The organism is Arenibacter palladensis (assembly GCF_900129275.1).
Lineage (GTDB): Bacteria > Bacteroidota > Bacteroidia > Flavobacteriales > Flavobacteriaceae > Arenibacter > Arenibacter palladensis.
Genome location: NZ_FQUX01000003.1, coordinates 467,279 through 492,770, shown reverse-complemented (window position 1 = coordinate 492,770; position 25,492 = coordinate 467,279). Strand labels below are relative to the sequence as shown.

General features: G+C 38.4%; 20 protein-coding genes. 12 read left to right on the top strand and 8 right to left on the bottom strand.

Going from position 1 to position 25,492, the window contains the following annotated elements; translation table 11 throughout:
• Position 1: 1 nt before the first annotated feature.
• Together BUA60_RS12210 and BUA60_RS12205 are read right to left on the bottom strand one after the other, a co-directional pair.
• Positions 2-742: a tyrosine-protein phosphatase gene (locus BUA60_RS12210; protein WP_072862043.1), complete on the bottom strand. Its 741-nt coding sequence runs from the start codon at positions 740-742 to the stop codon at positions 2-4.
• Between the two features lie 130 nt (positions 743-872).
• On the bottom strand, positions 873-1,613 hold the full coding sequence (locus tag BUA60_RS12205) for a tyrosine-protein phosphatase (RefSeq protein WP_072862042.1): 741 nt from the start codon (positions 1,611-1,613) through the stop codon (positions 873-875).
• A 414-nt stretch (positions 1,614-2,027) separates the two neighbouring features.
• Between BUA60_RS12205 and BUA60_RS12200 the strand changes: the two genes are divergently transcribed.
• Together BUA60_RS12200 and BUA60_RS12195 are read left to right on the top strand one after the other, a co-directional pair.
• Positions 2,028-3,338 (top strand): phosphoribosylamine--glycine ligase, encoded by a 1,311-nt coding sequence (locus tag BUA60_RS12200; protein ID WP_245802541.1) that lies wholly within the window; start codon positions 2,028-2,030, stop codon positions 3,336-3,338.
• 36 nt (positions 3,339-3,374) lie between these two features.
• Entirely contained in the window at positions 3,375-3,836 is a 462-nt protein-coding gene (locus BUA60_RS12195; protein ID WP_072862041.1) for a GNAT family N-acetyltransferase, read from the top strand.
• Between the two features lie 51 nt (positions 3,837-3,887).
• On the opposite strand, the gene BUA60_RS12190 is transcribed toward BUA60_RS12195, so the two are convergent.
• Both BUA60_RS12190 and BUA60_RS12185 read right to left on the bottom strand, forming a co-directional pair.
• Positions 3,888-5,159 carry an MFS transporter gene (locus BUA60_RS12190; protein WP_072862040.1) on the bottom strand — a complete coding sequence of 424 codons (1,272 nt, stop codon included), beginning with the start codon at positions 5,157-5,159 and terminating at the stop codon, positions 3,888-3,890.
• Between the two features lie 105 nt (positions 5,160-5,264).
• On the bottom strand, positions 5,265-5,843 hold the full coding sequence (locus tag BUA60_RS12185; RefSeq protein ID WP_072862039.1) for a PhnA domain-containing protein: 579 nt from the start codon (positions 5,841-5,843) through the stop codon (positions 5,265-5,267).
• Positions 5,844-6,045: 202 nt separating this feature from the next.
• On the opposite strand from BUA60_RS12185, the gene BUA60_RS12180 reads away from it, so the two are divergent.
• The gene (locus BUA60_RS12180) at positions 6,046-6,399 is read left to right on the top strand and encodes a pyruvate kinase (protein ID WP_072862038.1); all 354 of its coding nucleotides are present in this window, start codon (positions 6,046-6,048) and stop codon (positions 6,397-6,399) included.
• A gap of 200 nt (positions 6,400-6,599) precedes the next feature.
• Here BUA60_RS12180 and BUA60_RS12175 read toward each other — a convergent pair whose 3' ends face one another.
• The 3 genes from BUA60_RS12175 to BUA60_RS12165 all read right to left on the bottom strand — a co-directional run bounded on the left by BUA60_RS12175 (position 6,600) and on the right by BUA60_RS12165 (position 10,209).
• The gene (locus BUA60_RS12175) at positions 6,600-8,798 is read right to left on the bottom strand and encodes a xanthine dehydrogenase family protein molybdopterin-binding subunit (protein ID WP_072862037.1); all 2,199 of its coding nucleotides are present in this window, start codon (positions 8,796-8,798) and stop codon (positions 6,600-6,602) included.
• 32 nt (positions 8,799-8,830) lie between these two features.
• Positions 8,831-9,295 (bottom strand): (2Fe-2S)-binding protein, encoded by a 465-nt coding sequence (locus BUA60_RS12170; protein WP_072862036.1) that lies wholly within the window; start codon positions 9,293-9,295, stop codon positions 8,831-8,833.
• Positions 9,296-9,612: 317 nt separating this feature from the next.
• Positions 9,613-10,209 carry an RNA polymerase sigma factor gene (locus tag BUA60_RS12165; protein WP_072862035.1) on the bottom strand — a complete coding sequence of 199 codons (597 nt, stop codon included), beginning with the start codon at positions 10,207-10,209 and terminating at the stop codon, positions 9,613-9,615.
• Between the two features lie 110 nt (positions 10,210-10,319).
• On the opposite strand from BUA60_RS12165, the gene BUA60_RS12160 reads away from it, so the two are divergent.
• The 8 genes from BUA60_RS12160 (at position 10,320) to BUA60_RS12125 (ending at position 23,122) form a co-directional block, all read left to right on the top strand.
• Entirely contained in the window at positions 10,320-11,486 is a 1,167-nt protein-coding gene (locus BUA60_RS12160; protein WP_072862034.1) for a FecR family protein, read from the top strand.
• Positions 11,487-11,657: 171 nt separating this feature from the next.
• A complete protein-coding gene (locus tag BUA60_RS12155; protein ID WP_084532578.1) occupies positions 11,658-15,044 on the top strand; it encodes a SusC/RagA family TonB-linked outer membrane protein in 3,387 nt (1,128 codons plus the stop codon).
• A gap of 15 nt (positions 15,045-15,059) precedes the next feature.
• Entirely contained in the window at positions 15,060-16,565 is a 1,506-nt protein-coding gene (locus BUA60_RS12150) for a RagB/SusD family nutrient uptake outer membrane protein (protein WP_072862032.1), read from the top strand.
• Between the two features lie 186 nt (positions 16,566-16,751).
• On the top strand, positions 16,752-18,302 hold the full coding sequence (locus tag BUA60_RS12145) for a sulfatase family protein (protein WP_218587924.1): 1,551 nt from the start codon (positions 16,752-16,754) through the stop codon (positions 18,300-18,302).
• A gap of 70 nt (positions 18,303-18,372) precedes the next feature.
• On the top strand, positions 18,373-19,947 hold the full coding sequence (locus tag BUA60_RS12140; protein ID WP_245802540.1) for a sulfatase family protein: 1,575 nt from the start codon (positions 18,373-18,375) through the stop codon (positions 19,945-19,947).
• Positions 19,948-19,987: 40 nt separating this feature from the next.
• Complete coding sequence (locus BUA60_RS12135; protein WP_072862030.1) at positions 19,988-21,364, top strand: sulfatase; 1,377 nt, start codon at positions 19,988-19,990, stop codon at positions 21,362-21,364.
• 607 nt (positions 21,365-21,971) lie between these two features.
• On the top strand, positions 21,972-22,340 hold the full coding sequence (locus BUA60_RS12130) for a hypothetical protein (RefSeq protein ID WP_072862029.1): 369 nt from the start codon (positions 21,972-21,974) through the stop codon (positions 22,338-22,340).
• 146 nt (positions 22,341-22,486) lie between these two features.
• Positions 22,487-23,122 (top strand): MCP four helix bundle domain-containing protein, encoded by a 636-nt coding sequence (locus BUA60_RS12125; protein WP_072862028.1) that lies wholly within the window; start codon positions 22,487-22,489, stop codon positions 23,120-23,122.
• A gap of 500 nt (positions 23,123-23,622) precedes the next feature.
• Here BUA60_RS12125 and BUA60_RS12120 read toward each other — a convergent pair whose 3' ends face one another.
• Complete coding sequence (locus tag BUA60_RS12120) at positions 23,623-24,216, bottom strand: RNA polymerase sigma factor (protein WP_084532576.1); 594 nt, start codon at positions 24,214-24,216, stop codon at positions 23,623-23,625.
• A gap of 106 nt (positions 24,217-24,322) precedes the next feature.
• Here BUA60_RS12120 and BUA60_RS12115 point away from each other — a divergent pair, with 106 nt between their 5' ends.
• The gene (locus tag BUA60_RS12115) at positions 24,323-25,474 is read left to right on the top strand and encodes a FecR family protein (protein ID WP_072862027.1); all 1,152 of its coding nucleotides are present in this window, start codon (positions 24,323-24,325) and stop codon (positions 25,472-25,474) included.
• The last annotated feature ends 18 nt before the right edge of the window (positions 25,475-25,492 follow it).

Below are 25,492 nucleotides of genomic sequence, written 5' to 3'. Positions count from 1 at the left end.
TTTAATAGAAATCGCTTATCGTATTTTGAATAACGGGATAAAGCAATTTTATTAGGTTATTGCTCAGTTGTAACTCTTTAATACTTTGTAACTGTTGTTGATTATGGACATCAGAAGCTACATAATCTATTAAACCGTTTTGTAATAGTTTGTGAGCCTTTTTCTGTACGTCTTTACCATAGAATTGGCTTAAGGATAAGATATTCATCTGAAATAAAATTCCACTATTCTTATATTTTTGAAATTTAGAGGAGTCCTGATGTATGAAGGCATATCTTTCGGGATGTGCAAGAATTGGGAAATGCCTATGGGCGGCTATATTTAAAATTGCCTCATCAAAATTGATAGGAGGTTGTAAATATGACATTTCTATCAATAAATAATTATTTCTCAACGGCATCACTTTTTCCTGGTCAAGAAGGTGATCAAAATTGGCATCTATCATATGTTCCGCTGCCACATCCAGCGTGATATCTTTCATGTCTTCCCTTAAAAGCTTATTTTGTACTTTGCCATGTGCCGCATGAATGGTCTCATAGTCATTGGGATAATAATTATGCATGATATGGGGGGTAGCAATAAACTTTTTCACCCCAATATCCGAGAATCCTTTTATAAGATTAATGGAGTCTTCAACAGTTTTGGCACCATCATCTATTCCAGGTAGAATGTGATTGTGTATGTCTATAAAATTTTCAAGGGAGTCAACTAAAAATTTTTTCTTCTGAAAAAAATAAAACATGAATTTCAATTTCGGGCAAAGGTAGGATATTATTAATTATTGCAAATTAATATCCTTATAGGCAATTGTTTTTTTGGCTACAAATTGAATGGGATTCACAAGTGTCCAGTTCTATTATAAATTGCAATTTTTAATAGAATGTTTCCACATTCCTATTTAAAATTGGGATTAATTTATTTAAGGTCCTATTGCTTAGTTTAATGTCTTTTAGCAACTGCAATTGGTTAATATTGTGTATATCCGTACCCGCAAAGTCTATGTAATCGTTCATTAGAAGCTTTTCTGCAATTTTGGACACTTGCTTTCCGTAATAATTACCGAGAGACAATAGATTTAATTGTAAAGAAATTCCTTTGGATTTAAAGCCTCCATAATTTTTGTAATTGCTATGTAGAAAAAAGTAGCGCTCTGGATGTGCCAATATTGGATAATAGCCCTTGGTTGCTATTTTAAAAGTGGCTTGGTCAAAGTTAATAGGGCTTTGTAGAAAGGGCATTTCCACTAACAAAAATTTATTGCGAATTGGAGCTATAAGTTTTTGGTCCAATAAATTCTCGAAATTTGAATCAATCATATACTCCGAGGATGACTCCAAAGCAATATGCTTTAATCCTAAATGCAATAATTGATTTTGAACCAGGTTGTGAGCGGTATGAATGCTTTCTGTTGTATTTGGGTAGTAATTTTGATTTACATGGGGCGTAGTTACTATGTGGCTAATTCCAATTTCATTAAAGCCGGTGATTATATCCAAAGAGTCCTCAATATCCTTAGCCCCGTCATCGAGTCCGGGTAAGATATGATTATGGATATCTACGAAGTGTCCTAGATAGTCTACCAGAAAATTTTTCTTAATTAGTATTTGGAACATTTGTAGTAGTTGATATTTATGAAGTATATCAATAGGCTAAAAACATGGTTATGTCAAAAACCAATTATGGTTGTTGTACGACACAAAGGGGTATAAAGTTGACTATAATTTTCTGCCCTTTATTTTTATTAGATATTTAATTTTCACATATATTTGCTTCAAAATTATTCACTATTGGGCACTAGCTTGGTATATTGAAACCTACACTCCAATTCGGGCATACCATGGTTATGCTCTACTGTCCCCAACATAGGACGCCGAATTACATTAACGAATATTTATTAAAATTGTTTTGTTTTAAAAGGGAAATAGCTGGTTTTCAGTCTATTTTGCAATTAAAATCGTTACTTTATGCACTATAGCTTCAAATAAACTTGGTAACTAATTCTTAAAAAAATAATATATCTCAATAAATTGAAAAAGGAGAAATTTAAAAAACAAATAGAAATTAAACGCAATTTCTTGATCGTATCACGATGGGGTGAAACATTGGATATGGCGGTAGCCATTTTGAACGAAGGCCACGCCGTTAAAATGTATATCGAAGATAAGCCATCCAGGGAAATAGGCTATGGTTTTGTGCAAAAGGCCAAAGACTGGAAAAGCTATATCGATTGGGCAGATGTCCTTATTTTTGATTATACCGGTTATGGTAAAATATGTTCAGAACTAAGGGCGCAAGGTAAGTTAGTGGTTGGGGGTACGGAATATTCCGATCTTTTGGAATTGGACCGTAATTTTGGACAGGCAGAATTAAAGAAACATGGCATAAAAATATTGCCATCCAAAGAGTTTTTCAATTTTCAGGATGCTATCGACTATGTTAAGGCGAACCCCAATGCCTACGTGATAAAGCCATCTGGAGAAACGCAAGAATACAAGCAATTGTTGTTTGTTGGCAGTGATGACGAAGGGTTGGATGTAATCAGGGTTTTAAAGGCGTATGAGAAATCGTGGGGTAATGATTTTGGAAATTTTCAATTGCAGCGCAAGGTAAAAGGGGTAGAGGTGTCCGCGTCTGCCTATTTTAACGGGAAGGAGTTTATTTATCCGATTAATATTACCTTCGAGCATAAGAAGCTTTTTCCAAAGGAATTGGGAGTATCCACCGGGGAGATGGGATCCAGTATGTTTTGGACCAAGGATTCACCTATTTTTGAGGCGACCTTGAAGAAGTTTGAAAGTTCCTTGGCCAAGGGTGGTTTTATAGGTCAATTGGATATTAATTGTATTGTGAACGGCAATGGTATATATCCCTTGGAATTTACTTCCAGATTTGGATACCCACAGATATTTATACAGCGTGCCGGAATTTTGGAACCGTTGGGAAATATGTTTTTTAAGTTGGCCTCCGGAGAGAGTTTTAGGATTAATGTTAGAAAAGGTTTTCAGGTTGGAGCCTATATGGTGGTCCCCCCTTTTCCTTTCGAAGATAAAAAAACCTTTGAACTATTTTCGAAGGATTCCGTCATCGTCTTTAAAAAGGATATGAAAGATGGGGTGCATCCCATGCATCTCAAGAAAATTAATGATGAATGGCTTATTACCGGAAATACGGGTATAGCTTTGTTGGTCACAGGAACCGGCCTCACTATGAAAGATGCCCAAAAAATGATGCAGAATAGGATAAGTAATATCATTATTAATAATGTTTATTACAGAACGGACATTGGTGATAGGTGGTCAGATGATTTTGACCGCTTGTGGTCGTGGGGACTGTTATAAAGAGCAGCTGGTATTAGTACAAGTAGATAACTTTATATGGGACTGATAAATTTAAGACATGACGGACACAGTTTTTTTAATATTCTTCCAGATGATTGGCAAGATGTAATTGAATCTGTTTGGGACGATTACAAGGATAATGCGAGTATCTATGTATTAAAAGAGGCCATGGACATCACCGCTGGTGGAATTGTTTTCCGCGCGGCCCCTCCAAATATGACCGATTTTGAAGTTGAGGAGTGGCAAAAATACGTGAACGCCAATTTTCATTATATCGGTTTTTTATTTGTCGACCCGAAGTATCGTGGTCAATCCTTGGGTTCAAAATGGCTTTCCGCCTTAAAGGTGCAATTTCCGGATCAATCTTATTGGCTAACGATAGAGGAGGAGGGATTAAGAACCTTCTACGAGAAAAATGGTTTTAGGAGTGTTTCCAAGAGCAAGGATGAGGATAACCCGGAATGGATATTAATATACCAACCGGAAAAAAGCAATTAGTATTAAACTTTTTTGGAGTAAGAAATATTAAGAGGAACATTGAAGTAGGATTTATACATCATCTTTTTCATGTTCCTCCAAATCCTTCCTTAGATCCAGTTTTCTAAAAGTAGGGGAGATGGCGCCAGTGAATATTACCGTAATTAAGGTCATACAACCGCCAAAAACGACCGCGGTGACCGTTCCCATCAACTTGGCCGTAAGTCCACTTTCAAAGGCTCCTAGCTCATTGGAAGATCCAACGAACATGGAATTCACGGAAGCTACCCTACCACGCATATGATCGGGCGTCCTTAATTGTAAGATAGTTTGTCTAATGATCATGGAAATTCCATCGGTAACACCACTAAAAAAAAGTGCTGTTACGGAAATCCAAAACGAAGTGGAAAGTCCAAAGACAATTATACAGAGACCAAAACCAAAAATAGATCCCAGAAGTTTTAAACCCGCATGTTTGTTTAATGGAAAATAAGCGGAGGTAAACATGATTATCAATGCACCTACAGCGGGGGCAGCTCGTAAAATTCCAAATCCCTCTGGCCCAACTTTTAGTATGTCCTGGGCATAAATGGGTAAAAGCGCTATGGCCCCTCCAAAAAGTACGGCAACCATATCCAAGGTAATCGCCCCCAAAATAATTTTGGTTCCAATTACAAATTTCACCCCTTCTTTTAAACTTTGTATTACCGGCTCCCCAATATTTGGGTTCAAAATAGGTTTCTTTTTGATTTTGGTCAAAATCAATAGCGCCATTAAAGAAAAGGCAAAAATTAGGCACATGGACCAATGCACACCGATTATATTAATGCTAAATCCGGCTAAAGCGGGGCCTAGAACAGCCGCCATTTGCCAAACAGAGCTACTCCATGTAGCGGCATTGGGATATACTTTTTTTGGGACGATCAGTGCAAATAGGGAAAATATGGTAGGCCCTAAAAACGACCTTACAATTCCACCCAAAAACACTAAAAAATAAATGGAATACAAAATGGTGCTTTGGGACCAATCCCGTACTATTTGGGGCCAAGTAAGTAGAAATAGTCCCAGGCTTATTATGGAAAACCCTAAAATACATTTAAGAAGCAATCCTTTTTTTTCCTTTTGATCTACAATATGGCCGGCAAACAACGCCAATGATACGGCGGGAATTACCTCCATAAGTCCTATCATCCCCAAAGAGAGGGGATTCTTGGTTAAAGAATATACCTCCCATTCTATAACCACAAATTGCATGGACCATGCAAAAACCATGGCAAAACGGACCAACAAAAAAACGTTGAATTCCTTATATCTCAGTGCGGCATAGGGATCTCTATTTGCCATGAACCATTTTATATTAGCCTAGGTCTATAAGTATATTCCAGTGGTGGACTATAAGTAATATGATTGCGAATTGGGATACACAATTCATTTATTGTTAAGCAGGTATTATATTTTCTTAACAAATTTTGTTAGGATAACGATTTGTTGGCCATCTACTTTACCTTCAATGTACTCCGCATTTTCATGATCAAGGGAGACACGTCTTACGGCAGTACCTCTTTTAGCTACCATACTGGATCCCTTTACCGGTAAGTCTTTTATAAGGACAACACTATCGCCTGCTTCAATAACGGCACCATTGCTGTCGCGATGTATAATTTGATTCTCGGAAGGTGCACCTTCACCGGTGGCTTTTGCCCAATCCAATAGGTCATCTTCCAAATAAAACATATCCAACAAATCCTGTGGCCATCCTTCATTTCTTAATCTGCTCAACATACGCCAGGCCATTACCTTCACTGGAGTATGCTCACTCCACATACTATCATTTAAACAGCGCCAGTGATTTGGATCCGTGTTATCCGGATTTTCAATTTGATCCCTACAGGTTTCGCAAATGAATAAATAATCTTCCAAACCACCACTTTTAGGTGGTTGAACTTCAAATACACTTAATTTTTCAGTACTCGTACATAACTCACATTGATGATTGCTTCTTTTGCCCAATTCCCTTTCAATATTCATTGTAATAGATTTTATGAGGACAAATGTAAAAGAATTGAATAAATGGTTGCTATGAAAATGTAAAAAATGGGTCGATGGACATAAGGGAAAAATCAAAATATTATATTTATCCAAGTATTGTCTTAATTAGGCATTGTTTATAAGTTCTAATTCTTAAAGTTCATTTAAGTGGTATAGACCTTTATTTTTGTTTCCTTTTTTTATGGAAGATTTAAAAGTTGGGGATAAATTATATAATGTAGGTCAGAACGGATTTGGCGATTTTTACAGGTATTCTTTTTCGGAAGTGGTTCGCCTTACCAAGACTCTGGCAGTGTTGGAAAATGGCGTAAGATTGAGAAATAAACCCGTAAGGTCTTTGATCAACGACGAGATTGGGTATGCCCTTGCTACAAATAGATGGGTATATTGGCATATAGTATCCGATGAAATTTTGCGTAAAGCAAAAAAGGAGAATGAAATGATTGCCATACACGATTGGTTTAGGGATCGTTCCTTTAATTTTTTAGAAAAAACAATGATCTATAATATATTTAAGGAAAAGGGAATGCTTTAGTTAAATGTAGCTTTTTTTAGCTGCTCGCTACAAAATATAGCATATACTAATGCCTGTGATGCTTCATGTAGAATAAATATTCTTTGATGGAAACGTGCTTAAATCCTGATATTAGATATTTATTTTCGCATTAAAATTTACCGGCTTCCATAATATCAGTTTATAAGACCTAAACGGGAATTCCATCAAATCCAATTTTCTTATCCCACTACTTGTTTTTCGGTTACAAATGGTTGATGATAGTGCCGCTGTCCGGTTGCTTTGTATAAGGCATTGGCCAAGGCTCCAATAGCAGGAGGCAGACCTGGTTCTCCCAATCCGGTTGGATCAATTTCATTCTCAACAAAGAAAACCTCAATTTCCTTTGGTGCCTGTGAATGTCTGATCAACTGATATTTGTCAAAATTCATCTGTTTAGGTGCTCCATTTTCAAAGGTCAGCTGGCTGTACATGGAATGACCAATACCATCGATAACCCCGCCTTGAATCATATTTTTTGCGGCATCCCTGTTCACTACGATACCACAATCCACGGCACACCATACCTTCTCCACAATTGGCTGTCCATTGTTGAGGACCATATCAAATACTTCGGCAACATAGGTAGAATGGCAAAAATAGGCAGCTACTCCACGATGAACATTGGGTTTTGTTGTTCCCCAATCGGCTTTTTCCTTGACCAGTTTTAAAACTCCTGCATACCGTTCTGCTTCATATTCATGTTTTTCCCCTACGGGGTTTTTTATGGCACGATCAAATAATTCCAAACGAAAATCAATAGGATCTTTGCCTGCGGCTTCAGCCACTTCGTCAAGAAAAGCTTGTTCGGCCCCCGCCGTAAAATTAGATCTTGGTGCCCGCCAGGCCCCTGTGGTAACATTGGTAGGCGCCTTAATTTTTTCGGCGGAATAATTCTCAACTGCCCCAGCCGGGAATCGGTTTGGAAATACAGGACCTTCGGGTAATCCGGCACCCTTTACGGTGAAAGCGATTAGATTATTGTTTTCATCGAGTCCCGCTTTATAGACAGAACGATAGGTTGGGCGATAGGTTCCTTGCGTCATATCATCCTCCCTGCTATAGATAAGTTTAACGGGAGCCCCTATTTTTTTGGAAATGGCAGCTGCTTCAACTCCAAAATGTACATAAAGTCTTCTTCCAAAACCCCCACCAATACGCGTCATGTTTACCGTTACATTTTCCAACGGCAGATTTAATAATTTGGCTACAGAACCTTCCAGGGCTTCAGGAGTTTGTGTTGGACCAATAAGTTCCGCCGAATCCTCCGTGACATTGGCAAAAAAGTTCATTGGTTCCAAGGTATTGTGGGCAATGAAAGGGGCACTATAGGTTCGTTCAATAATTTTAGCGGCTTTTTTAAAGGCGGCTTCCGGATTTCCATCCCTTCTACTTTCCTGTACCTCCCCGGACACCAGCGCTTTTTCCAGTCTTTTTACATGTATTTCGGAACTTTCCAATTCTCCGGTAGTTTCCCAATTAGCTTTTAGGGCCTTTTTGGCTTGCATTAATTGCCAGGTAGATTCGCCAACGATGGCAATTAACTGTTTAAAACCTTTTTCGTCGAACCCACCAGGCTCTTCAAGGGTAGTGTCGACTATAAAGGCATCTTTTACTCCGGGCATACTTTTTATCTCTGCTTCGTTAAAGTCTTTTATCGTCATGCCAAATGCCGGAGGGTGCTGTATCATGGCTAGTTGCATACCATCCCTATGGAAATCGAGTCCAAACAAAGGTTGGCCTGTAACTATTTTTTTGCCGTCTACATTCTTGATACAGCTGCCTATTAATTTGAAATCCTTGACTCCTTTTAGCTCCACTTCCTTTGGCACTTCAATTCCGACTGCCTTGGAGGCTATCTCCCCGTAGGTAACTGTTCGTTCTCCATTAATTTCTTTGATGACTCCTTCACTGGCGGTCAGATCTGACAACTGTACGCCCCATTCTTTTGCAGCTGCTTCCAATAACATTCTTCTGCCAGTTGCTCCTGCCATTCGCAAGGCATTCCAGCTTAAACGAATGGATAAACTTCCACCCGCAAATTGGTTTTGGTACCATCCTGTGTTTAAGGGCGCCTGTTCTACTACCACATTTTCCCAAGGTACATCCAACTCTTCTGCTACAATCATGGGCATGGAGGTACGCACGTTTTGTCCTATTTCAGGATTGGGGGAATATATGGTAACCATTCCAGTGTCCCCAATTTTAATATACCCGTTGATTTCGAACCATTCTTTTGGCATTGCCACTCCCGCCTCCGGTTCAGGTGTATTTGGCTTACAGCCGTTGAGCCAGCTAAACCCTATGAGCATACCACCACCTGCGGCGGCTGAAACTTTTATAAAGGAACGACGATTATATTGAGTTTTTATCAGTGTCATGATTTTACTTTTTTTGATGTACCTGGTAATTTTTAAGCGATTTTTGAATTAGCTGCGGTCTTGATAGCTTTCTTGATTCGTGTGTAGGTTCCACAGCGACAAATATTTCCGTTCATGGCTCCTTCGATCTCTTCATCGGTGGGATTTGGATTCTTTTTTAGAAATGCACTCGCGTTCATGATCTGTCCGGCCTGACAATAACCACATTGATAAACATCTTCTTCCATCCAGGCCAGTTGCACGGGATGATCGCCGTTTTCAGATAGACCTTCGATGGTCGTAATCTCTTGGTTGCCCACAGCCGAAACAGGCAATTGGCAAGAGCGTACGGCATTATCGCCAAGATGTATGGTACACGCACCACATTGTGAAATACCGCAACCGTATTTGGTACCTACCAATTTCAAATGGTCTCGTAATACCCAAAGCATGGGTGTAGTGGGATCCACATCCAATTGCTGGGTTTTTCCGTTGATTTTTAGATTGAAATTTGCCATGATTTTAATATAAGAGTGTGATTATGTTGAATTTACGAAATTATTGGATTCATATTAGGGGTGTACCAAAGTTTTTATCAAGAATGTACCTAATTTTGTGTTTAATTCCCTGGTTATGATCTAGGTTCATAAGTTCAATTATAATGTGCAGGCCAGTAATTTAATAAGTCCAATGTTTGCCCAATTGTTTATAAAAAGAGATTTAGAATCTTGGTGCAACCAAGAATTTATCCCAAAATAATGGTGATGGCAGTACCAATTTTATGAGCTGAGAGATTTTATCGTCAAATAAAATCGATAATCGTGTAGGAAGTCTTTTAAATAAGACGTTCAGTTTCGCTGCCAAAAACCACCATCATGATCACCTCATATTTCTTGCCCAATTTTTCCCTAAGAATGCCAAAAGCCTTGGTGATCTGCCCCTCTACAGTCTTTTTGGATACGTTAAGGTATTCAGATATTTCAATATTCGTAAGGCCTTCCTTTTTGCTCATTAGAAAAATCTGCTGGCATTTAGGGGGCAGTTCATATATTGCATTAAAAAGTATTCCCAATATTTTTTGTTCTTGTAATTCGTCTTTTTCCTCAACCGCCAACTCCAAGGCTTCTATATACTTTTTTTCGAGGGCCATTACCGCCTTGCCTTTTCTGTACTGGTCTATAAATTTATTATGAACGGATTTATAAAGGTAATTTTCCAAGGAAAAATCATGCTTAAGTTTGTGCCGCTTTTCCCATACCTGTACAAAAACACTTTGAACAATGTCTTCGGCCATCAGGTCATCCCTTATAAGACTGTGGGCATAGACACATAGTCTATTGTGATAATGTTCCACCAAATATTCATAGGCACCTTCATTGCCCTGTTTTAGGCCTTCTATTAGAACAGATTGGCTCTCAAAATTCCCCCTCATTTCTCGATTTGGTTTTTTTTGGTTCGATAATATGGTAAATATGAAAAAAAAATGTGAAAAAAATAAGGGTTTCTTAAAATGGCTTCGTATAAATGTGAATTGTGTAGCTAATGAAACCAAAAAAGGTATATAAATTAATAGTAAAATATATTACGTCTTCGATTTCAGCTCAGGAATTAGATCAATTGGAAATTGAACTGAAGAAGCCTTTGAATAATCAGCTTTTTAGTGATTATATAAGATTAAATTATAGAATTGACCGTAAAATGAAATCCTACGATACAGAGAAATCAAAACGTCTTTTACTTGATAAAATTAAGAAAGACAAAAGCCATCTGGAAAGATTCAAGTACAGAAGTGTTCTGAAATATGCGGCAATTGTAATATTATCAATGACTTTGGGGTACTTTGTCAATGAAAATGTAACCAAAGATAATCCTGTCAAAGAATTCGGCCCTAAAGAGAATTTCATTACGCTGGAACTGGAGGATGGAAATATCCAAGTAATATCTGAAGACGGCACCTCAGAAGTAATAGACTCAGAAGGCAATGTAGTCGGCTCCCAAGTGGGCAATCAACTTGTATATACCAATGGGGGCAAGACTGGTTCGGGAGAACCTATATACAACACACTTCATGTACCATATGGCAAGCACTTTGAACTAAAATTGTCGGATGGTTCCGTGGCCTATTTAAATTCGGGTTCGTCCCTAAGGTATCCCGTTGAATTTATAATAGGTAAAGAGCGAAGGGTTTACCTAACAGGTGAAGCCTTTCTTGAAGTGGCTAAGGATACGGACCGTCCATTTATATTAAATGCTGCTGACTTGGACATAAAGGTGTTTGGAACAAAGTTCAATGTGTCGGCTTATCCGGAAGATCAATTGAAAGAGGTGGTATTGGTAGAGGGCTCTGTAGGGATGTATCCAGGAACGGAATTATCCGATGGAGGTGAAGGAACATTGCTTGTTCCAGGCCATAAAGGTAGTTATGATAAGGCCGAGGGAAATATTACAACGGAAGAAGTAGTCACCAGTATATATACTTCCTGGGTTAATGGGGTATTGGTTTTTAGGAATATGACCTTCGATAATATCCTAAAAAAACTAGAGCGACATTACGATGTAAAGATCGTTAATAATAATGAAAAACTGGCTTCGGCCAAATTCAATGCCAGTTTTGGGGATATGCCTATCCATAAAATATTGGACTACTTTAAGGGAGAGTACAATATTGATTATACCGTAATAAATGAGCACGAAATAATTGTAAACTAAATAATAGAAACTAAATAAATGCAGCCAATGAAGAACTAAAAACAACCAAAAAAAACCACTTTGCACCGCCCTTGTATGGGTTCATAAAAAAATCGGAAAATGCGTCACCATTTCCCGATCGGTAGAAGTGATTAACCATTACGTTTAACCACAATCAAACATTATAAAAGTATGAAAAAAATTCTTGACCAAAAGAGAAGGTCGTACCCATTGCTTAAACTCAGTTTAAAGATGAAGATCAGTATGTTATTCATGTTTTTGGTACTGTTTACCATGCAGGCCAATTCATCCTATGCCCAGCGTACAAAGATTACATTGGACCTTAACAATGTTACCGTAGAGAGGCTTATTGATGAAATAGAGAGTAAAACCGATTTTCATTTTGTATACCAAATAAAGGAAGTTGATCTAAACCGTGTAGTTAGTGTAAAAGCCAATAAGGAATTGGTTACAAGTATCCTTGAAAGGATATTTGGAAACACTAAGACCACCCACAATGTGGTAGATAAACAAATTTTCCTCAAAGAGCGTGAGGCTCGGACAAGTATTCTCAATCAGGAGCTTCAGAATAGTCCAATTAAACTTCAGAGCATAGTTTCCGGACAGATTTCAGATAGTGACGGTATTCCTTTGGCGGGTGCCAATGTGGTAGAAAAAGGTACTACCAACGGTGTTACCGCCGATTTTGATGGTAATTTTTCCATTGATGTAGCCAATGCCAATGCAACTTTGGTGGTTTCCTATATTGGGTACTCTACCAAGGAAGTTCCTCTTAATGGACAGGCCAGTGTTAATATTGTTCTGGAAGAAAGTGCTGCGGGACTTGATGAAGTAGTTGTGGTAGGTTATGGTGTGCAAAAGAAGTCGGATATCACCGGAGCTGTGTCCAATATTTCCGAAGAAAAATTACAGAGCAGACCTACGGCTAACTTTTCAGATGCTTTACAGGGGCGCAGTAGTGGGGTTCAAATTAGACAATCAGGTGGAGATCTGGACGGAAAGTTTCAAATAGCTATCCGTGGTGTTGGATCCGTGACCGGTAGTAATGAACCGTTGATCGTTGTGGACGGAGTTCCATTGGTCAGTGCAAGTTTTTCTACTATAAACCCTAAGGATATTTCTTCCATAGATATTTTAAAAGATGCTTCAGCAACTGCTATCTATGGGGCTAGGGCTGCAAACGGTGTTGTAATTGTCACTACTAAAAAAGGAACGGTTGGCAAACCCCAACTAACGTATAGTTCAGATTTGAGTATAGAACATATTTCTGAGCGCTATGATGTTATGTCTACAGAGCAGCAGAGATTACTTTTTGTGGAGGCCTTTAAGAATTCCAATAGAAGTACTGCTGTTTATGATGATCCAAGTAACCCTATTTGGCAAGTAGATAACGATTGGCAAGACCTAGGAACACGTGCCGGTATTCGTCAAATTCATAATTTAAATTATTCAGGAGGTACCGAGAACACCCAATATTCTGCTTCCGCCTCGTATCAGAACCGTACCGGTATTTTATTGAATACAGATATAAAAACATATTCTTTGAGAACCAATTTAAGTTCACAAGTTAACGATTGGCTTAAAATTAGCACTAATATTACCGGGAGCTTCCAGCCTCAAAACTATTCCGATGGGGATGACTGGGGTGCTACGGGTTATAGAGGTTTTGTTTACCATCATAGTTACACACCGGCATATGATGAGAATGGAGAACTTGCCAATGTTGATAGCGCATCGGCTCCATATTTTGGGGCAAATTCCAATCCTTTGGTTCCACTTTTATTACCTACCAAAGAATTGAACACTACAAGATTACTGGGGAATTTCCAAGCGAATATCAGACTTATGGATGGGCTTTTCTTTAACACCAATTTGGGTGGCGATTTAGTCCGTGTTGAGGGGTACGCCTATAATCCGATTTATTCAATTGGAAGAATGATCAACACCCAAGGCTCGGTTACAGTATCCAATAACAGCGATACCAACTGGGTGGCAGATGCCACTTTGGATTATACTAAAGAGTTTGATAAGCATGATTTAAAATTATTGGTAGGGGTATCTGCTCAACAATTCCTATTGCGCAGGACTTCTGCGTTTGGAACGGGGACCATTGATAATGCTTTGAATCAGTTATCAAATCAGACCAGTTTTAATAGTACAGGAAGTAACGTGAAGGGGGGACTGGCCTCTACCTTTGCAAGATTAAACTACGGTTTTGATGACCGATATTTATTAACTGCGACGGTAAGGAGGGATGGATCTTCACGTTTCGGACCGGATAAAAGATATGGTGTGTTTCCTTCGGCCTCACTTGCCTGGAGGGTTTCGCAGGAAAACTTTTTGAAGAACAGCACAACTTTGAATGACCTAAAGTTTAGGGTAAGTTATGGCCTTACTGGAAATCAGAATATTGGTAATTTTGAGTTTATAACCAGGGCGGCCTCTACCCCCTATATTTTTGGCAATTCTGTGGTGGTCGGCAACTCGGCATCCAATATCGGAAATCCATCCTTACAGTGGGAGGCAAACAAGCAATTGGATATTGGTGTTGATTTTGCCTTATTTAAGAGCAGAATTAGTGGTACCATAGATTATTACGATAAGAAATCTGAAGATCTATTGATTCAGAATCCTATTCCTTTGACAGCTGGTGTGCCCAATCCTCCTATTGTCAATATTGGTTCGGTGCGAAATTCGGGAGTCGAATTTGCCATCTTCACCAGAAACCTGACAGGAAATTTTAAATGGTCTACAGATTTCAATATCTCTTACAATAAGAATGAAGTGTTGGACATAGGGAGTAATTCCGCTGGGGAACCATTGGAAATACCGGGCCAAAATATACCTCTATCCAATGTCCCAACGAATTTAACGGTAGCTGGGAAACCAGTGGGCGCATTTAATATGTACATATTTGACGGTATGTGGCAGTTGGGCGAAGAGGCGGAAGCAGCTACATGGTTTAATGCGGTGCCGGGAGATCCGAAATACAAGGATCTTAACAATAATGGACTTTTAGATGCTGGGGATAGAGCTTTTGTAGGTAACCCTCACCCAAAATTTATAGGGGGAATGGACAATACCTTTTCTTATAAGAATCTATCATTATCCGTTTTTATGAATTTTGCAACAGGAAATAAACTCTACAACACAGCTAGAAACCTATTCTCTAGGGGAGTTCCTTTTGTACAGAATTTTGCGGAAGCTGCCGATTTTTGGACTCCTGATAATCCAACAGCGACCTCCCCAAGACCTTCCCAAGGAGGTACAACCACTACCTTGGCCACTTTGGCATCTACCCGCTTTCTGGAAGATGCAAGTTTTTTAAGGGTTAAGAACGTTGCTCTAACATATGACCTTCCCGGTATAATATTCGAGACATCTTTTATTAGTAGTGCCCAATTTACAATATCGGCCACCAATCTACTGACTTTTACAAAGTACACAGGTTTGGATCCTGAGGCATCAAGTAGGGAAAGCCTATTGTCTGCTGGTATAGATTATACACCTTATCCCAATACCAAGCAATATAACTTAGGGGTGAAAATTGGTTTTTAACGTAAAAATGACAACATGAATAATTATATAAAATATATAGGTCTAGTATTAATCGGAATATTGTTCCATAACTGTAGTAAAATTTTGGAACCAGAGCCTGAAGGACAAGTAGCTTTGGATGCCCTATTGTCTACGGAAGAAGGACTGATTACGGGTGTTAATGGCATATTTCAACCTTTGCATAACATTTATGGAGGTACCATGGTGCAGATGGCCGGAAGGTCAAGTGACGATACTTGGACTTGGCGTAAAGAAACGGAATCCGATATTTTTAATATTGACGAAGCATTCGGTCTTATAGAGACGACTTGGGAAAATCATTATCGTGGGATTACCCGGGCCAATACCGTGCTGGAAAGATTGCCTTTGGTTGAATCGTTTTCAAGTGATGAAATGAGGCGTTTAATAGAAGGGCAAAGCAAGTTTATGCGTGCATATTACTATTTTAATTTGGTAAGGTTCTATGGAGGCGTACCCTTATTGGTAAATGAGATAAAAACACCTGCGGACGCCGAATTGCCCAGATCTTCCATTGCAGAGATTTATACCCAAATAAAATTGGATTTGGGAGATGCAATAACACTTCTTCCTACTACCTATACAGGTGGCATAGGACAAGAGGTAGGTAGGCCAACGAAATACGCAGCATTGGCATTGATGGCCACCGTAAATCTAGAATTGGAAGAATGGGAAGGGGCAGTTTCAAATACTAGCGAAATCATAGGAAAGGGACGACTTTTAGAGAATTATGCGGATAATTTTAACGGCACACAGGAAAATGGTCCTGGTTCCATTTTTGAAGTGCAATATGGAGGGGAGACCGGGGCTACAACAATTAATTCCCGCGGCACCTATTCTCCACCCGATCTTCAAGGTGGTGCTGCTAATTTGCCCACAGATGACACTTGGAACGGGGAAGGCGGTAGTTTGTCTTCTGGTAATGGTATTGTTCAAGAATACGAACCAGGTGATAAACGAAAAGATGTTAGCCTTGCAGGCTATGACCTGGATAATTTCTTGTTTCCCGACCAACCAAAAGGAAGTCTTTTATATATTAATAAGTTTTTCAATGAGGTTGATCAGCCGATAACGCAGAGTACATGGAATTTTCCTATTATTCGATATGCGGATGTGTTACTAATGAGGGCAGAGGCATTAAATGAAATTGGTTATGTGCCTAATGGGGAAGCCTTCGACCTTCTAAATGAAATCAGGGTAAACGCAGGACTTGGAGCACATGATGCATTATCATTGACCACTCAACAGGAGTTTAGGGAAGCCATTAGAAAGGAACGAAGGGTAGAGCTGGCTTTTGAGAGCAAACGTTATTTTGATTTGAATAGATGGGGTATTTTAAGGGATAAGATCCAGTTTCAAATGGATATCAAAGGAGAACTTACATTTCCCAGCAACAGGTTGATTCAACATCCAATTACAGGTAAGTCATATTTTCTATATCCAATACCTTTGGTAGAGTTTTCTAACAACGCCAACCTACAAGAACAGAATCCTGGGTACTAGTATACTATTTCAGGTCCTTACATAACTAAATTTAAATGCCGATGAGGGTTTCTAGATATTCATAGAAACCCTCTACAGGCATATTTTGTATTCTCAAGCTTGGTTTTACCAGGACTTGGTGGCAAAAGTGGAAATTTAGGATGTTAGAGCAATCATTATACAAGAATAATTTTAGATAATTGAAATATGACATTAGTTAATAGAAAACACATTTTTTTACGTCCATGGCCAGTTTTTATAGCGTGCCTTTCTATGGTAATTGTTTCTTGTGGTTCAAACGCTTCCAAAAAATCTTTGGAAGAGGAAAATACGGAAGACAATCGTCCAAATATCGTCTATATTTTAGCGGATGACATGGGATATGGCGATTTGTCTTCGCTCAATCCAAATTCTGGAATTCAAACGCCATTTATGGATAAGATCGTGGATGAAGGAATTCATTTTACAGATGCCCATTCCAATTCAGCAGTTTGCACTCCCACAAGATATGGAATCCTCACAGGTCGTTATGCTTGGAGGAGTAGATTAAAGGAAGGTGTTTTGTGGGGATATGATCCGCCACTAATTGAATCCGATCGTACTACCGTGGCCTCCTTTCTGCAAGATAATGGTTACAATACCGCTTGTATTGGCAAATGGCATTTGGGGCTGGGTTGGAAAGCAAAGAATCTGGATAAGCCCATTGCGAAATATGAGTGGGACAAAGTATTTGAAGAAGGAGCGGACAGCAATGTAGATTTTAGCAAAAAGGTAAGTGGCCCAAATACCTTGGGGTTTAACTATTCCTATATTATTCCGGCTTCTTTGGATATGACCCCATACCTATATTTGGAGAATGAAAAAGCTACCGAACTTCCTACAGCCTACACAAAGGGTAAAAGTCAGGCCAAGGATGGAAGAGGTGTTTTTTGGAGACCGGGAGAAGTTGCTCCAAACTTCGACTTCAATAATGTAATGGATCACCTGACACTTAAGGCCACAAATTATATAGCTGAACAAAAAAAGGCAAAAGCCCCCTTTTTTCTTTATTTTCCACTAACTGCTCCACACACACCTTGGTTACCAACGGAGGAGGTCAATGGAATATCGAATGTAGGGCGCTATGGTGATTTTGTAACTCTTGTAGATAAGGCTGTTGGGGCTATTTTACATGCTTTGGAGGAATCAGGCAAGGCAGAAAATACCCTTATTATTGTTACCTCGGACAACGGCTCTAATTGGACAGAGGAAGACAAAGCACAATATGAACATCGCGCCAATTATATTTACAGAGGCCAGAAGGCGGATATATATGAAGGAGGACATCGCATCCCTTTTATTGCGCGGTGGCCAGGAAAAATAAAACCAAGTAGTGTTTCTGATCAAGTTCTTTGTACTACAGATTTATTGGCTACTTTATCGGGCATAGTGGGTGAAGATTTGCCCAAGGGAGCAGGGGAGGATAGTTACAATATGTTACCGGCATTTACAGGAAAGGCACAGGAACCAATTCGGAATTTTACAGTGCACCATTCCTTAAACGGCTTTTTTGCTATTAGAAAGGGCGACTGGAAACTGACCACCTCTTTAGGTTCAGGAGGTTTTACCAAACCCGATGAAATACTTGCCGAAGATGGAAAGCCAAACGCAACCTTGTATAATTTGAGAGAAGATCCAAAGGAAACCAACAATGTTTATGGGGAGCACCCTGATGTTGTAGCGGAACTTTTATCGCTTTTGGATGATGCCAAAAAATAATTATTTAAGTTGGGGCATATTGGCCCACAAAAAAAATGTAATCGACCTAAACATACAATTATAGAATCAAATGAATAAAATCTTTAAACGTTCGGCGGCATGTTTTTTTATGGTTCTCATTACCTCTTGTGGAGGTAATCAACAATCCAAGAAAGAGGGGGCAATGCAAAAAGAAGACTTGCCCAATATTGTTATAATTTATGCCGACGATATGGGCTACGGAGATCTTAATTGTCAGAATCCAGACTCTAAAATACCTACACCTAATCTTGATCAATTGGCTTCGGAAGGTATGCGTTTTACGGATGCCCACAGTTCTTCTGGAATCTGTTCTCCCAGTCGTTTTGCTTTGTTAACCGGGACATACCATTGGCGAAATCAACATGGAATAGTAAATTCATTTGGCAAACCTTTCTTCAAGGATTCCGATGTTACACTTCCACAGGTTTTACAAAAATCAGGCTACACTACGGCTTGTATTGGTAAGTGGCATTTGGGATGGGATTGGAAGTTTAAGAATGAGCCATCAGGAAAAACGGTGCAGGGGGAAAGAGAGGTAAACTACTACCTTCCCGAGGATATAGATTGGAGTGCTCCAATTTCAGGCGGACCTTTAGATCGGGGTTTTGATTACTATTTTGGTGATGGTACCATAAATTTCCCGCCCTATGCATGGATTGAAAACGATAAATTTGTAGAACTGCCGACAAAAGATCAAGACATTGTTAAGAGAGGTTTTGAGACTAAGGAAGGGAATTGGGAATTTCGTCCAGGACCAATGGTAGAAGGATGGGACCCTTATAAAGTATTACCTACCCTTACCCAAAAAGCAGTGGAATACGTAAATAGACAAGAGAAGGACAAACCCTTTTTTCTATATTTTGCACTTCCCTCGCCGCATGCACCTATAATTCCTAACGATGAGTTTATTGGAACGTCTGAAGCAGGGGGTTATGGAGATTTTATGGTACAGACGGACTGGGTTGCCGGACAGGTGTTAAAAGCCTTGAAAGAGAGAGGTTTAGATAAGAATACCATTGTTATATTCAGTGCCGATAATGGTCCTGAAAAATATGCGTTCAAACGGGCAGAAAAATATGGCCACTATAGTATGGGTGATTTTCGGGGTTTAAAACGCGATGTATGGGAAGGAGGCCACCACGTACCATTTATTGTAAAATGGCCTGGAAAGGTCAGTGCCGGTTCTGTTTCCAAGGAGGTAGTATCCCAGGTGGATATCATGGCCACACTGGCGGCTGCCACCAATACTCCCTTGGCAGAAGGAGCAGCTCCTGATAGCTATAATTTACTACCGATTTTTAAGGGGGAAAAATATACTTCACCCTTACGCGAAGCTACAGTTCACAACACTTTTGAAAAGGCATGGGGGTTGAGGCAGGGTAAGTGGCTTTATATCAATGCTCCTTCTGGCGAACATACCAAAATGCCGGACTCCTTTAAAAAGTTAAGGAATTACACTGACTTTGAAGGAGATGGTCTTTTGTTCGATTTGGAGAAAGACCCCGAGCAACGCATCAATTTATTTGCTCAACATCCAGAGAAAATAGATAAGATGGACCAGCTTTTACAAAAATATCGGGAACAAGGATATTCCGTAGAACGGACCCCTGTCACTGCCAAATAAAAACTACACCAAAATGCATGGAATCAAAATTGTCGTAGGAATGATAATCAATAAAACACTTAATACAGTATGTTTCTTTCTTGTCACTTTAATAACATTGAATTCGGTTTTCTCGCAGGAAAATAAAATTAAAGATAACGATAGGAAAGTCCTTAAACCTAATTTTATTCTTATCATGGCCGATGATTTGGGTTATGGTGACATCTCCTGTTATGGTAATACTTACATCAATACCCCAAATATTGATAGGTTGGCTATGGAAGGAATACGGTTTACGGACTTTCATTCCAATGGGGCAGTTTGTAGTCCCACACGAGCAGCACTATTAACAGGTAAATATCAGCAGCGGACTGGGGTAGGGGGCGTCATTACGGCAGCAAGCCACAGAGAAGTAGGCTTGGCTATTGAGGAGATAACCATTGCCGATGAACTTAAAAAACATGGTTATAACACAGGGATTTTCGGAAAATGGCATTTAGGGTACGACCCCAGGTTTAATCCCTCCCTACAGGGATTTGATGTTTTTAAGGGTTTTGTGAGCGGGAATGTAGATTACCACGCACATATAGACCAGGAAGGATATTTTGATTGGTGGAATAACACGGAAATTAAGGATGATAAAGGCTATACGACCGACTTGATAACAGAATATGGTTTGGATTTTATAGAAAGGAATAACCCTAAAAAAACTGAAAAACCGTTTTTCTTATATCTTCCACATGAATCCCCTCATTACCCATTTCAGCGAAGAACTGATAAGGCGCTTCGCAGGGTTGGGGAAAGAGGCACTGATCCTGTACCGGAAGATAGTATAGCGGGTATTTACAAGGAAATGGTTGAGGTTTTGGATGAGGGTGTGGGCAAGATTATGCAAAAACTCAAGGACACCGGACTCGATAGGAACACCATTGTAATTTTTTGCTCTGATAATGGAGCCTCACAAAATGGCAGCAACGGGAACCTAAGAGGGTTTAAAGCCGGTTTATATGAAGGTGGTCATCGTGTTCCAGCTATTGCTTGGTTTCCTTTAAAATTCGCAGCAGGGGCAGTAAGTGAACAGCCTGTACTCACTATGGATTTTCTTCCTACTTTTTTAGATTTTATAGAAAAAGAGCCAGAAAGTACTGTGATAGACGGACTGAGTATTAAGAATCATCTCCTATCCAATGAGGCGTTGCCAAAGCGGGATCTGTTTTGGAATTTTGGAAATAAAAATGCAGTCAGAAGTGATAATTGGAAACTCGTGACTATTAAATCGGACGGCCAGGAAGCAGTTGAGTTATTTGATTTGTCAAAAGATATTTCAGAAAACAATGATCTTGCCGAATACCATCCTAAAATAGTAAAGCAGTTACTTAAAAAACTTAAAAATTGGCAAAAGGATGTTTTTAAAGGTGTAGAGGTGATATCAGAATAATAAATATTCCAGTTAAAGAGCCATAAGATTATAGATATTAAGTTTGGAGTTAGTTGAGTTACAAAAGGAACAATGGAGGACATTGTTCCTTTTTTTTTAGCCGGGTAGGAAATATGAAAGCTCTTTTAGTATTGAATTCGGTGGTAATTGAGGAAAAAAGTGGAAGTAATATAAGATGCCTCAACGATAACTATTACCCGGAAAAAACCATTTGAAATGGCAAGTATTCTGAGCACCTAAAGACAGATAGTCTCAATACTATTAAATAGAATGCTAGGTCTAGGATAAATTTTGGCATGGAACAATTGAATCCATACTAAGGCCTCGAATTCTAACTGGGGTAAAACTCTCCAATCGGGGTAAAATTACCCAATTCAATTTTCTACTTTAACTCTTCATGGATATTATTATTCCCTGTATTTCAGGTGTTTAGTGTTTTGGTTTTTAATATGTCATTGTGCATGGCATAGCCTTTGCGCTAGGCCGATAAATATTTAGAGAGCGATTCGTATAATATTCGATTAATATAACAAACGGATATTAATGAAATTCGGAGACCTAAAATATAAAAACAGAAAAAATTATTAGAAACCTTTAAAACAGTGTTATGAAAAAAATATTTTTTGCAGTCTTATTCGTGGTGGCAACCTTAAACATTAACGCACAAAGCGGCAGTCCCGAAGCTCTTAAAGAGGTAAAGGCGGGTGATATACTTCAGATTGGGCGCCCGGACGCCCCTAGTTTTAAGCATATTGATTTTCCTAGGGCTAATACTATTATTAAAAATGGGGGTATTGCCAATTATAAAAAAATGGAAGGGGTCAAAGTAGTGGTTACAGATGTTAAGGAAAAAAAGGACGGTACTCTACATGTTAAGATAAAAAGGACTGATGGTCAACGATTTTTTGGTATCCATAGTGTTATATCTGCAGATTTAAAAGATGCACTTGATTCAGGGGAACTCAGACGAATTTAATATTTAAATAGTTGGTTTATCCGTCCAGCTTCGGGTTGTTTTAGTTGCACAAGTTGGTTAGTTAAGGACTGGACGGATATTTTTATCCCAGTGTATGATTGGACACTTTTTTAATAATTCTATGTAAACACTAATAAAACAAAAAAATGTATAAAAAATTGACCCTGAAACAGCGTCTTAATACCGGTTTTATCTTGGCCATAGCATTTTTATTGGTGCTAACATCGAATGAATTAAACAGAAGGAATTTCTCTACCGCTGACCATACCGTTAACTCTGTTTTTGAAGATCGGGTTGTAGCCTTAGAGTATATCTATAGACTTAACAACCTTTTTCACCAGAAAGAGTTGGAGTTGTCTTTTGCAAAGGGAAGCTGGGACCATGACGGCAAAGGTGAAAGCATTAAGGAACTATTGGAGAATTTCTCTAAAACCAAGTTAACACCTAATGAATCGGTCCATTTTGCACTATTGAAGGATAACTATAAGGAATTGCAAACCTTGGAAAATAGCTTTTCTGGAGCACCAGTATCTACGGAAATTGGAAACACAAAAGAATTCAGTGCCCTATTTGAAAAAATCGGCGATAATCTGGATAAACTTTCCAAAGTGCAGCTTTCTGAAGGGCGTCAGTTGACCTATTTATCCAATAAGGCATTAAGTATGAATCTATTGCTGTCCAAGCTTCAAGTTGCGTTTTTGATTGTCATTGGTCTTCTTATGGTGCTCATTATTTTTCACGGGGAAAAACCGTTTATAAAAATGATAGGGAAAGATGCTTGAATTACTCCGACATCTTTTTTTTGTAGTAATCATTCTATTTCAGTAGACCATTTGGAGAGGTTACTTCTGATAAAGAAATATTAAATCCCCATATTTATTGGGTTAAGTGTGAAATGAGGTAGAAAAAGTCGCGGAAAGTACACGGAAATTAGCATTGGGTTAAAAATTCAGAATTGTATTGGAATATACTTAGACTAGTCCATTAATTTCCCTGCCAATATAACATTACTTTGAAAACAATAGAAAATATTGCTTTGAGCCGATTAATGTATCTAATTGGCTCATTTTTTAAAGATTTTTGAGCTAATAACAACTTAAGTTGGATATTGTTAAGGGCTGACGGAACAAAATTATATGGACAGAGTTAAACCTCCAGGGTTTACGGTCAAATTGAAGATTGTGTCAGTAAAATTGTTTGGGTTTATAGGAAGTATAAAATAATGGGCGATTTTTTTCTACTAGGTAGCCGTGGGTTATAAGAATATATTTGGAATTATATCTTAGAGAATCTTTTTGGTATTAATACCGAAAATAAGCATCAATACTGTCTCATACTTTTTTCCAAGTTTTTCCCTTAGAATGGCAAAAGCCTTTGTTATTTGGTTCTCAACGGTCTTACGTGATATTTCCAAATATTCCGCAATTTCAATATTGTCCAACCCTTCTTTTTTACTCAAAAGAAATATTTGTTGACATTTTGGGGGAAGGTCATTTACAGCAATCATTACCTTTTCCATTATTTCCTCAGTTCCCTGTTGCTCAGGATCCATCTCAAATTTAACAAGGGTATCCATATACAATTTCTCCAATGCCATTAAGGATTTGGCACTTCTATATTGGTCAATGAACTCATTGTGGACGGCACGGTATAAAAAACCTTTTATGGAAAGATTGAGTCTTAAGGTCTCCCTCTTTTCCCATGTCTTTATAAATACATTTTGTACTATATCCTGTGACTTTACCGGATCGTTTACCAAACTATTGGCATAAACACATAACTTGTGGTTATAATTTTCCACCAAAAAGGAAAAGGCCTTTTCGTTGCCTTTTTCAAGTTGATCTATCAAAATCGAATTGATACTAAAATCCAACATCGTTTTTCAGTATTATATAAAGATTTATTCAAATATGTGAATTTTTTTTGATAAAAAATAGGGGAATGATAAAATGGCTCCGTATTAATTATAGATTTAACATGATATGAAGTCCGATCGTACTGATAGTTTAATAGTGAAATATCTTAACCATTCAATCAATAATAATGAATTGGATGAGTTGATTTCTTGGTTGGAACAGCCAGGGAATAGGGATGTTTTTAAGGAGTACGCTAAAATTAATTATTCAATAGATTACAAATTGAGCACATATAATACGGAAGAAGTAAAAAATATTTTACTCGATAAAATCCAAAAGGATAAAAGGAAAAGTAAAATAAAACGTGTTTTTAGGTTTACTAAATATGCTGCCATATTGGTACTGGCAGTGGGGGCAATATTTATATTCCAAAACGAAAAATCAACACCTATAATTTCAATACCAACAGAAAATGATCAATCAATAACTTTGGAATTGGAAAACGGGCAATCTGTTATATTGAAAGAAGAGGCTACTCGAGATATAGTTTCTGATAGAGGTAAAGTTATAGGGAAACAAAATAAGCAGGGTATGCAATACGAGGATACCGAGCTTTCTGAATTGGTTTACAATACTCTTAAGGTACCCTACGGTAAAAAGTTTCAAGTAACCCTTTCGGATGGTACCAAGGTGTTTTTAAATGCCGGTTCGAGTTTGAAATTCCCAGTTAAATTTATTCCAGGTTCGGATCGAACTGTTTTTCTATCAGGGGAGGCATTTTTTAAGGTTACAAAAAGCCAAGATCCCCTTATTGTGAATGCCGAGAATATTGATGTGAAGGTTTTGGGAACCCAGTTTAATGTGTCGGCATATCCCGAAGACCAATCCATGCGTACAGTTTTGGTAGAAGGGTCTGTTCAGCTTCGAGGTAATATTTCAGATGATAGTACACCTATACTTCTACAGCCCGAACATGAAGCAATTTGGGATAAAGTCGAAAAACGAATGTTAGTTTCAAAGGCCGATATTTCAACTACTATGGCATGGATGAATGGACAATTGATTTTTAGGGAAGTGGCATTTAAAGATATTATCAAAAAATTGGAAAGGAGTTACGATTATACCATCTTAAATCAGAATCAGAATCTTAATGATGAAATTTTTACAGCCACTTTCAATGTGGATATTGAAAATATTGAACAGGTAATGACTTATATCTCCAAAAATACACCGTATAACTATACGATAAGTAAAGACAGAATAATCACTATAAACTAAAACGTTTGCCTATGATAT

Bases quoted from the DNA above. Each gene is read 5' to 3' on its own strand.
- BUA60_RS12180 (WP_072862038.1), top strand. From the start codon at position 6,046: ATGGAAGATTTAAAAGTTGGGGATAAATTATATAATGTAGGTCAGAAC.
- BUA60_RS12140 (WP_245802540.1), top strand. From the start codon at position 18,373: ATGAATAAAATCTTTAAACGTTCGGCGGCATGTTTTTTTATGGTTCTC.
- BUA60_RS12210 (WP_072862043.1), bottom strand. From the start codon at position 742: ATGTTTTATTTTTTTCAGAAGAAAAAATTTTTAGTTGACTCCCTTGAA.
- BUA60_RS12195 (WP_072862041.1), top strand. From the start codon at position 3,375: ATGGGACTGATAAATTTAAGACATGACGGACACAGTTTTTTTAATATT.
- BUA60_RS12145 (WP_218587924.1), top strand. From the start codon at position 16,752: ATGACATTAGTTAATAGAAAACACATTTTTTTACGTCCATGGCCAGTT.
- BUA60_RS12125 (WP_072862028.1), top strand. From the start codon at position 22,487: ATGTATAAAAAATTGACCCTGAAACAGCGTCTTAATACCGGTTTTATC.
- BUA60_RS12185 (WP_072862039.1), bottom strand. From the start codon at position 5,843: ATGAATATTGAAAGGGAATTGGGCAAAAGAAGCAATCATCAATGTGAG.
- BUA60_RS12135 (WP_072862030.1), top strand. From the start codon at position 19,988: ATGATAATCAATAAAACACTTAATACAGTATGTTTCTTTCTTGTCACT.
- BUA60_RS12155 (WP_084532578.1), top strand. From the start codon at position 11,658: ATGAAAAAAATTCTTGACCAAAAGAGAAGGTCGTACCCATTGCTTAAA.
- BUA60_RS12150 (WP_072862032.1), top strand. From the start codon at position 15,060: ATGAATAATTATATAAAATATATAGGTCTAGTATTAATCGGAATATTG.
- BUA60_RS12160 (WP_072862034.1), top strand. From the start codon at position 10,320: ATGAAACCAAAAAAGGTATATAAATTAATAGTAAAATATATTACGTCT.
- BUA60_RS12205 (WP_072862042.1), bottom strand. From the start codon at position 1,613: ATGTTCCAAATACTAATTAAGAAAAATTTTCTGGTAGACTATCTAGGA.
- BUA60_RS12165 (WP_072862035.1), bottom strand. From the start codon at position 10,209: ATGAGGGGGAATTTTGAGAGCCAATCTGTTCTAATAGAAGGCCTAAAA.
- BUA60_RS12120 (WP_084532576.1), bottom strand. From the start codon at position 24,216: ATGTTGGATTTTAGTATCAATTCGATTTTGATAGATCAACTTGAAAAA.
- BUA60_RS12170 (WP_072862036.1), bottom strand. From the start codon at position 9,295: ATGGCAAATTTCAATCTAAAAATCAACGGAAAAACCCAGCAATTGGAT.
- BUA60_RS12190 (WP_072862040.1), bottom strand. From the start codon at position 5,159: ATGGCAAATAGAGATCCCTATGCCGCACTGAGATATAAGGAATTCAAC.
- BUA60_RS12130 (WP_072862029.1), top strand. From the start codon at position 21,972: ATGAAAAAAATATTTTTTGCAGTCTTATTCGTGGTGGCAACCTTAAAC.
- BUA60_RS12115 (WP_072862027.1), top strand. From the start codon at position 24,323: ATGAAGTCCGATCGTACTGATAGTTTAATAGTGAAATATCTTAACCAT.
- BUA60_RS12175 (WP_072862037.1), bottom strand. From the start codon at position 8,798: ATGACACTGATAAAAACTCAATATAATCGTCGTTCCTTTATAAAAGTT.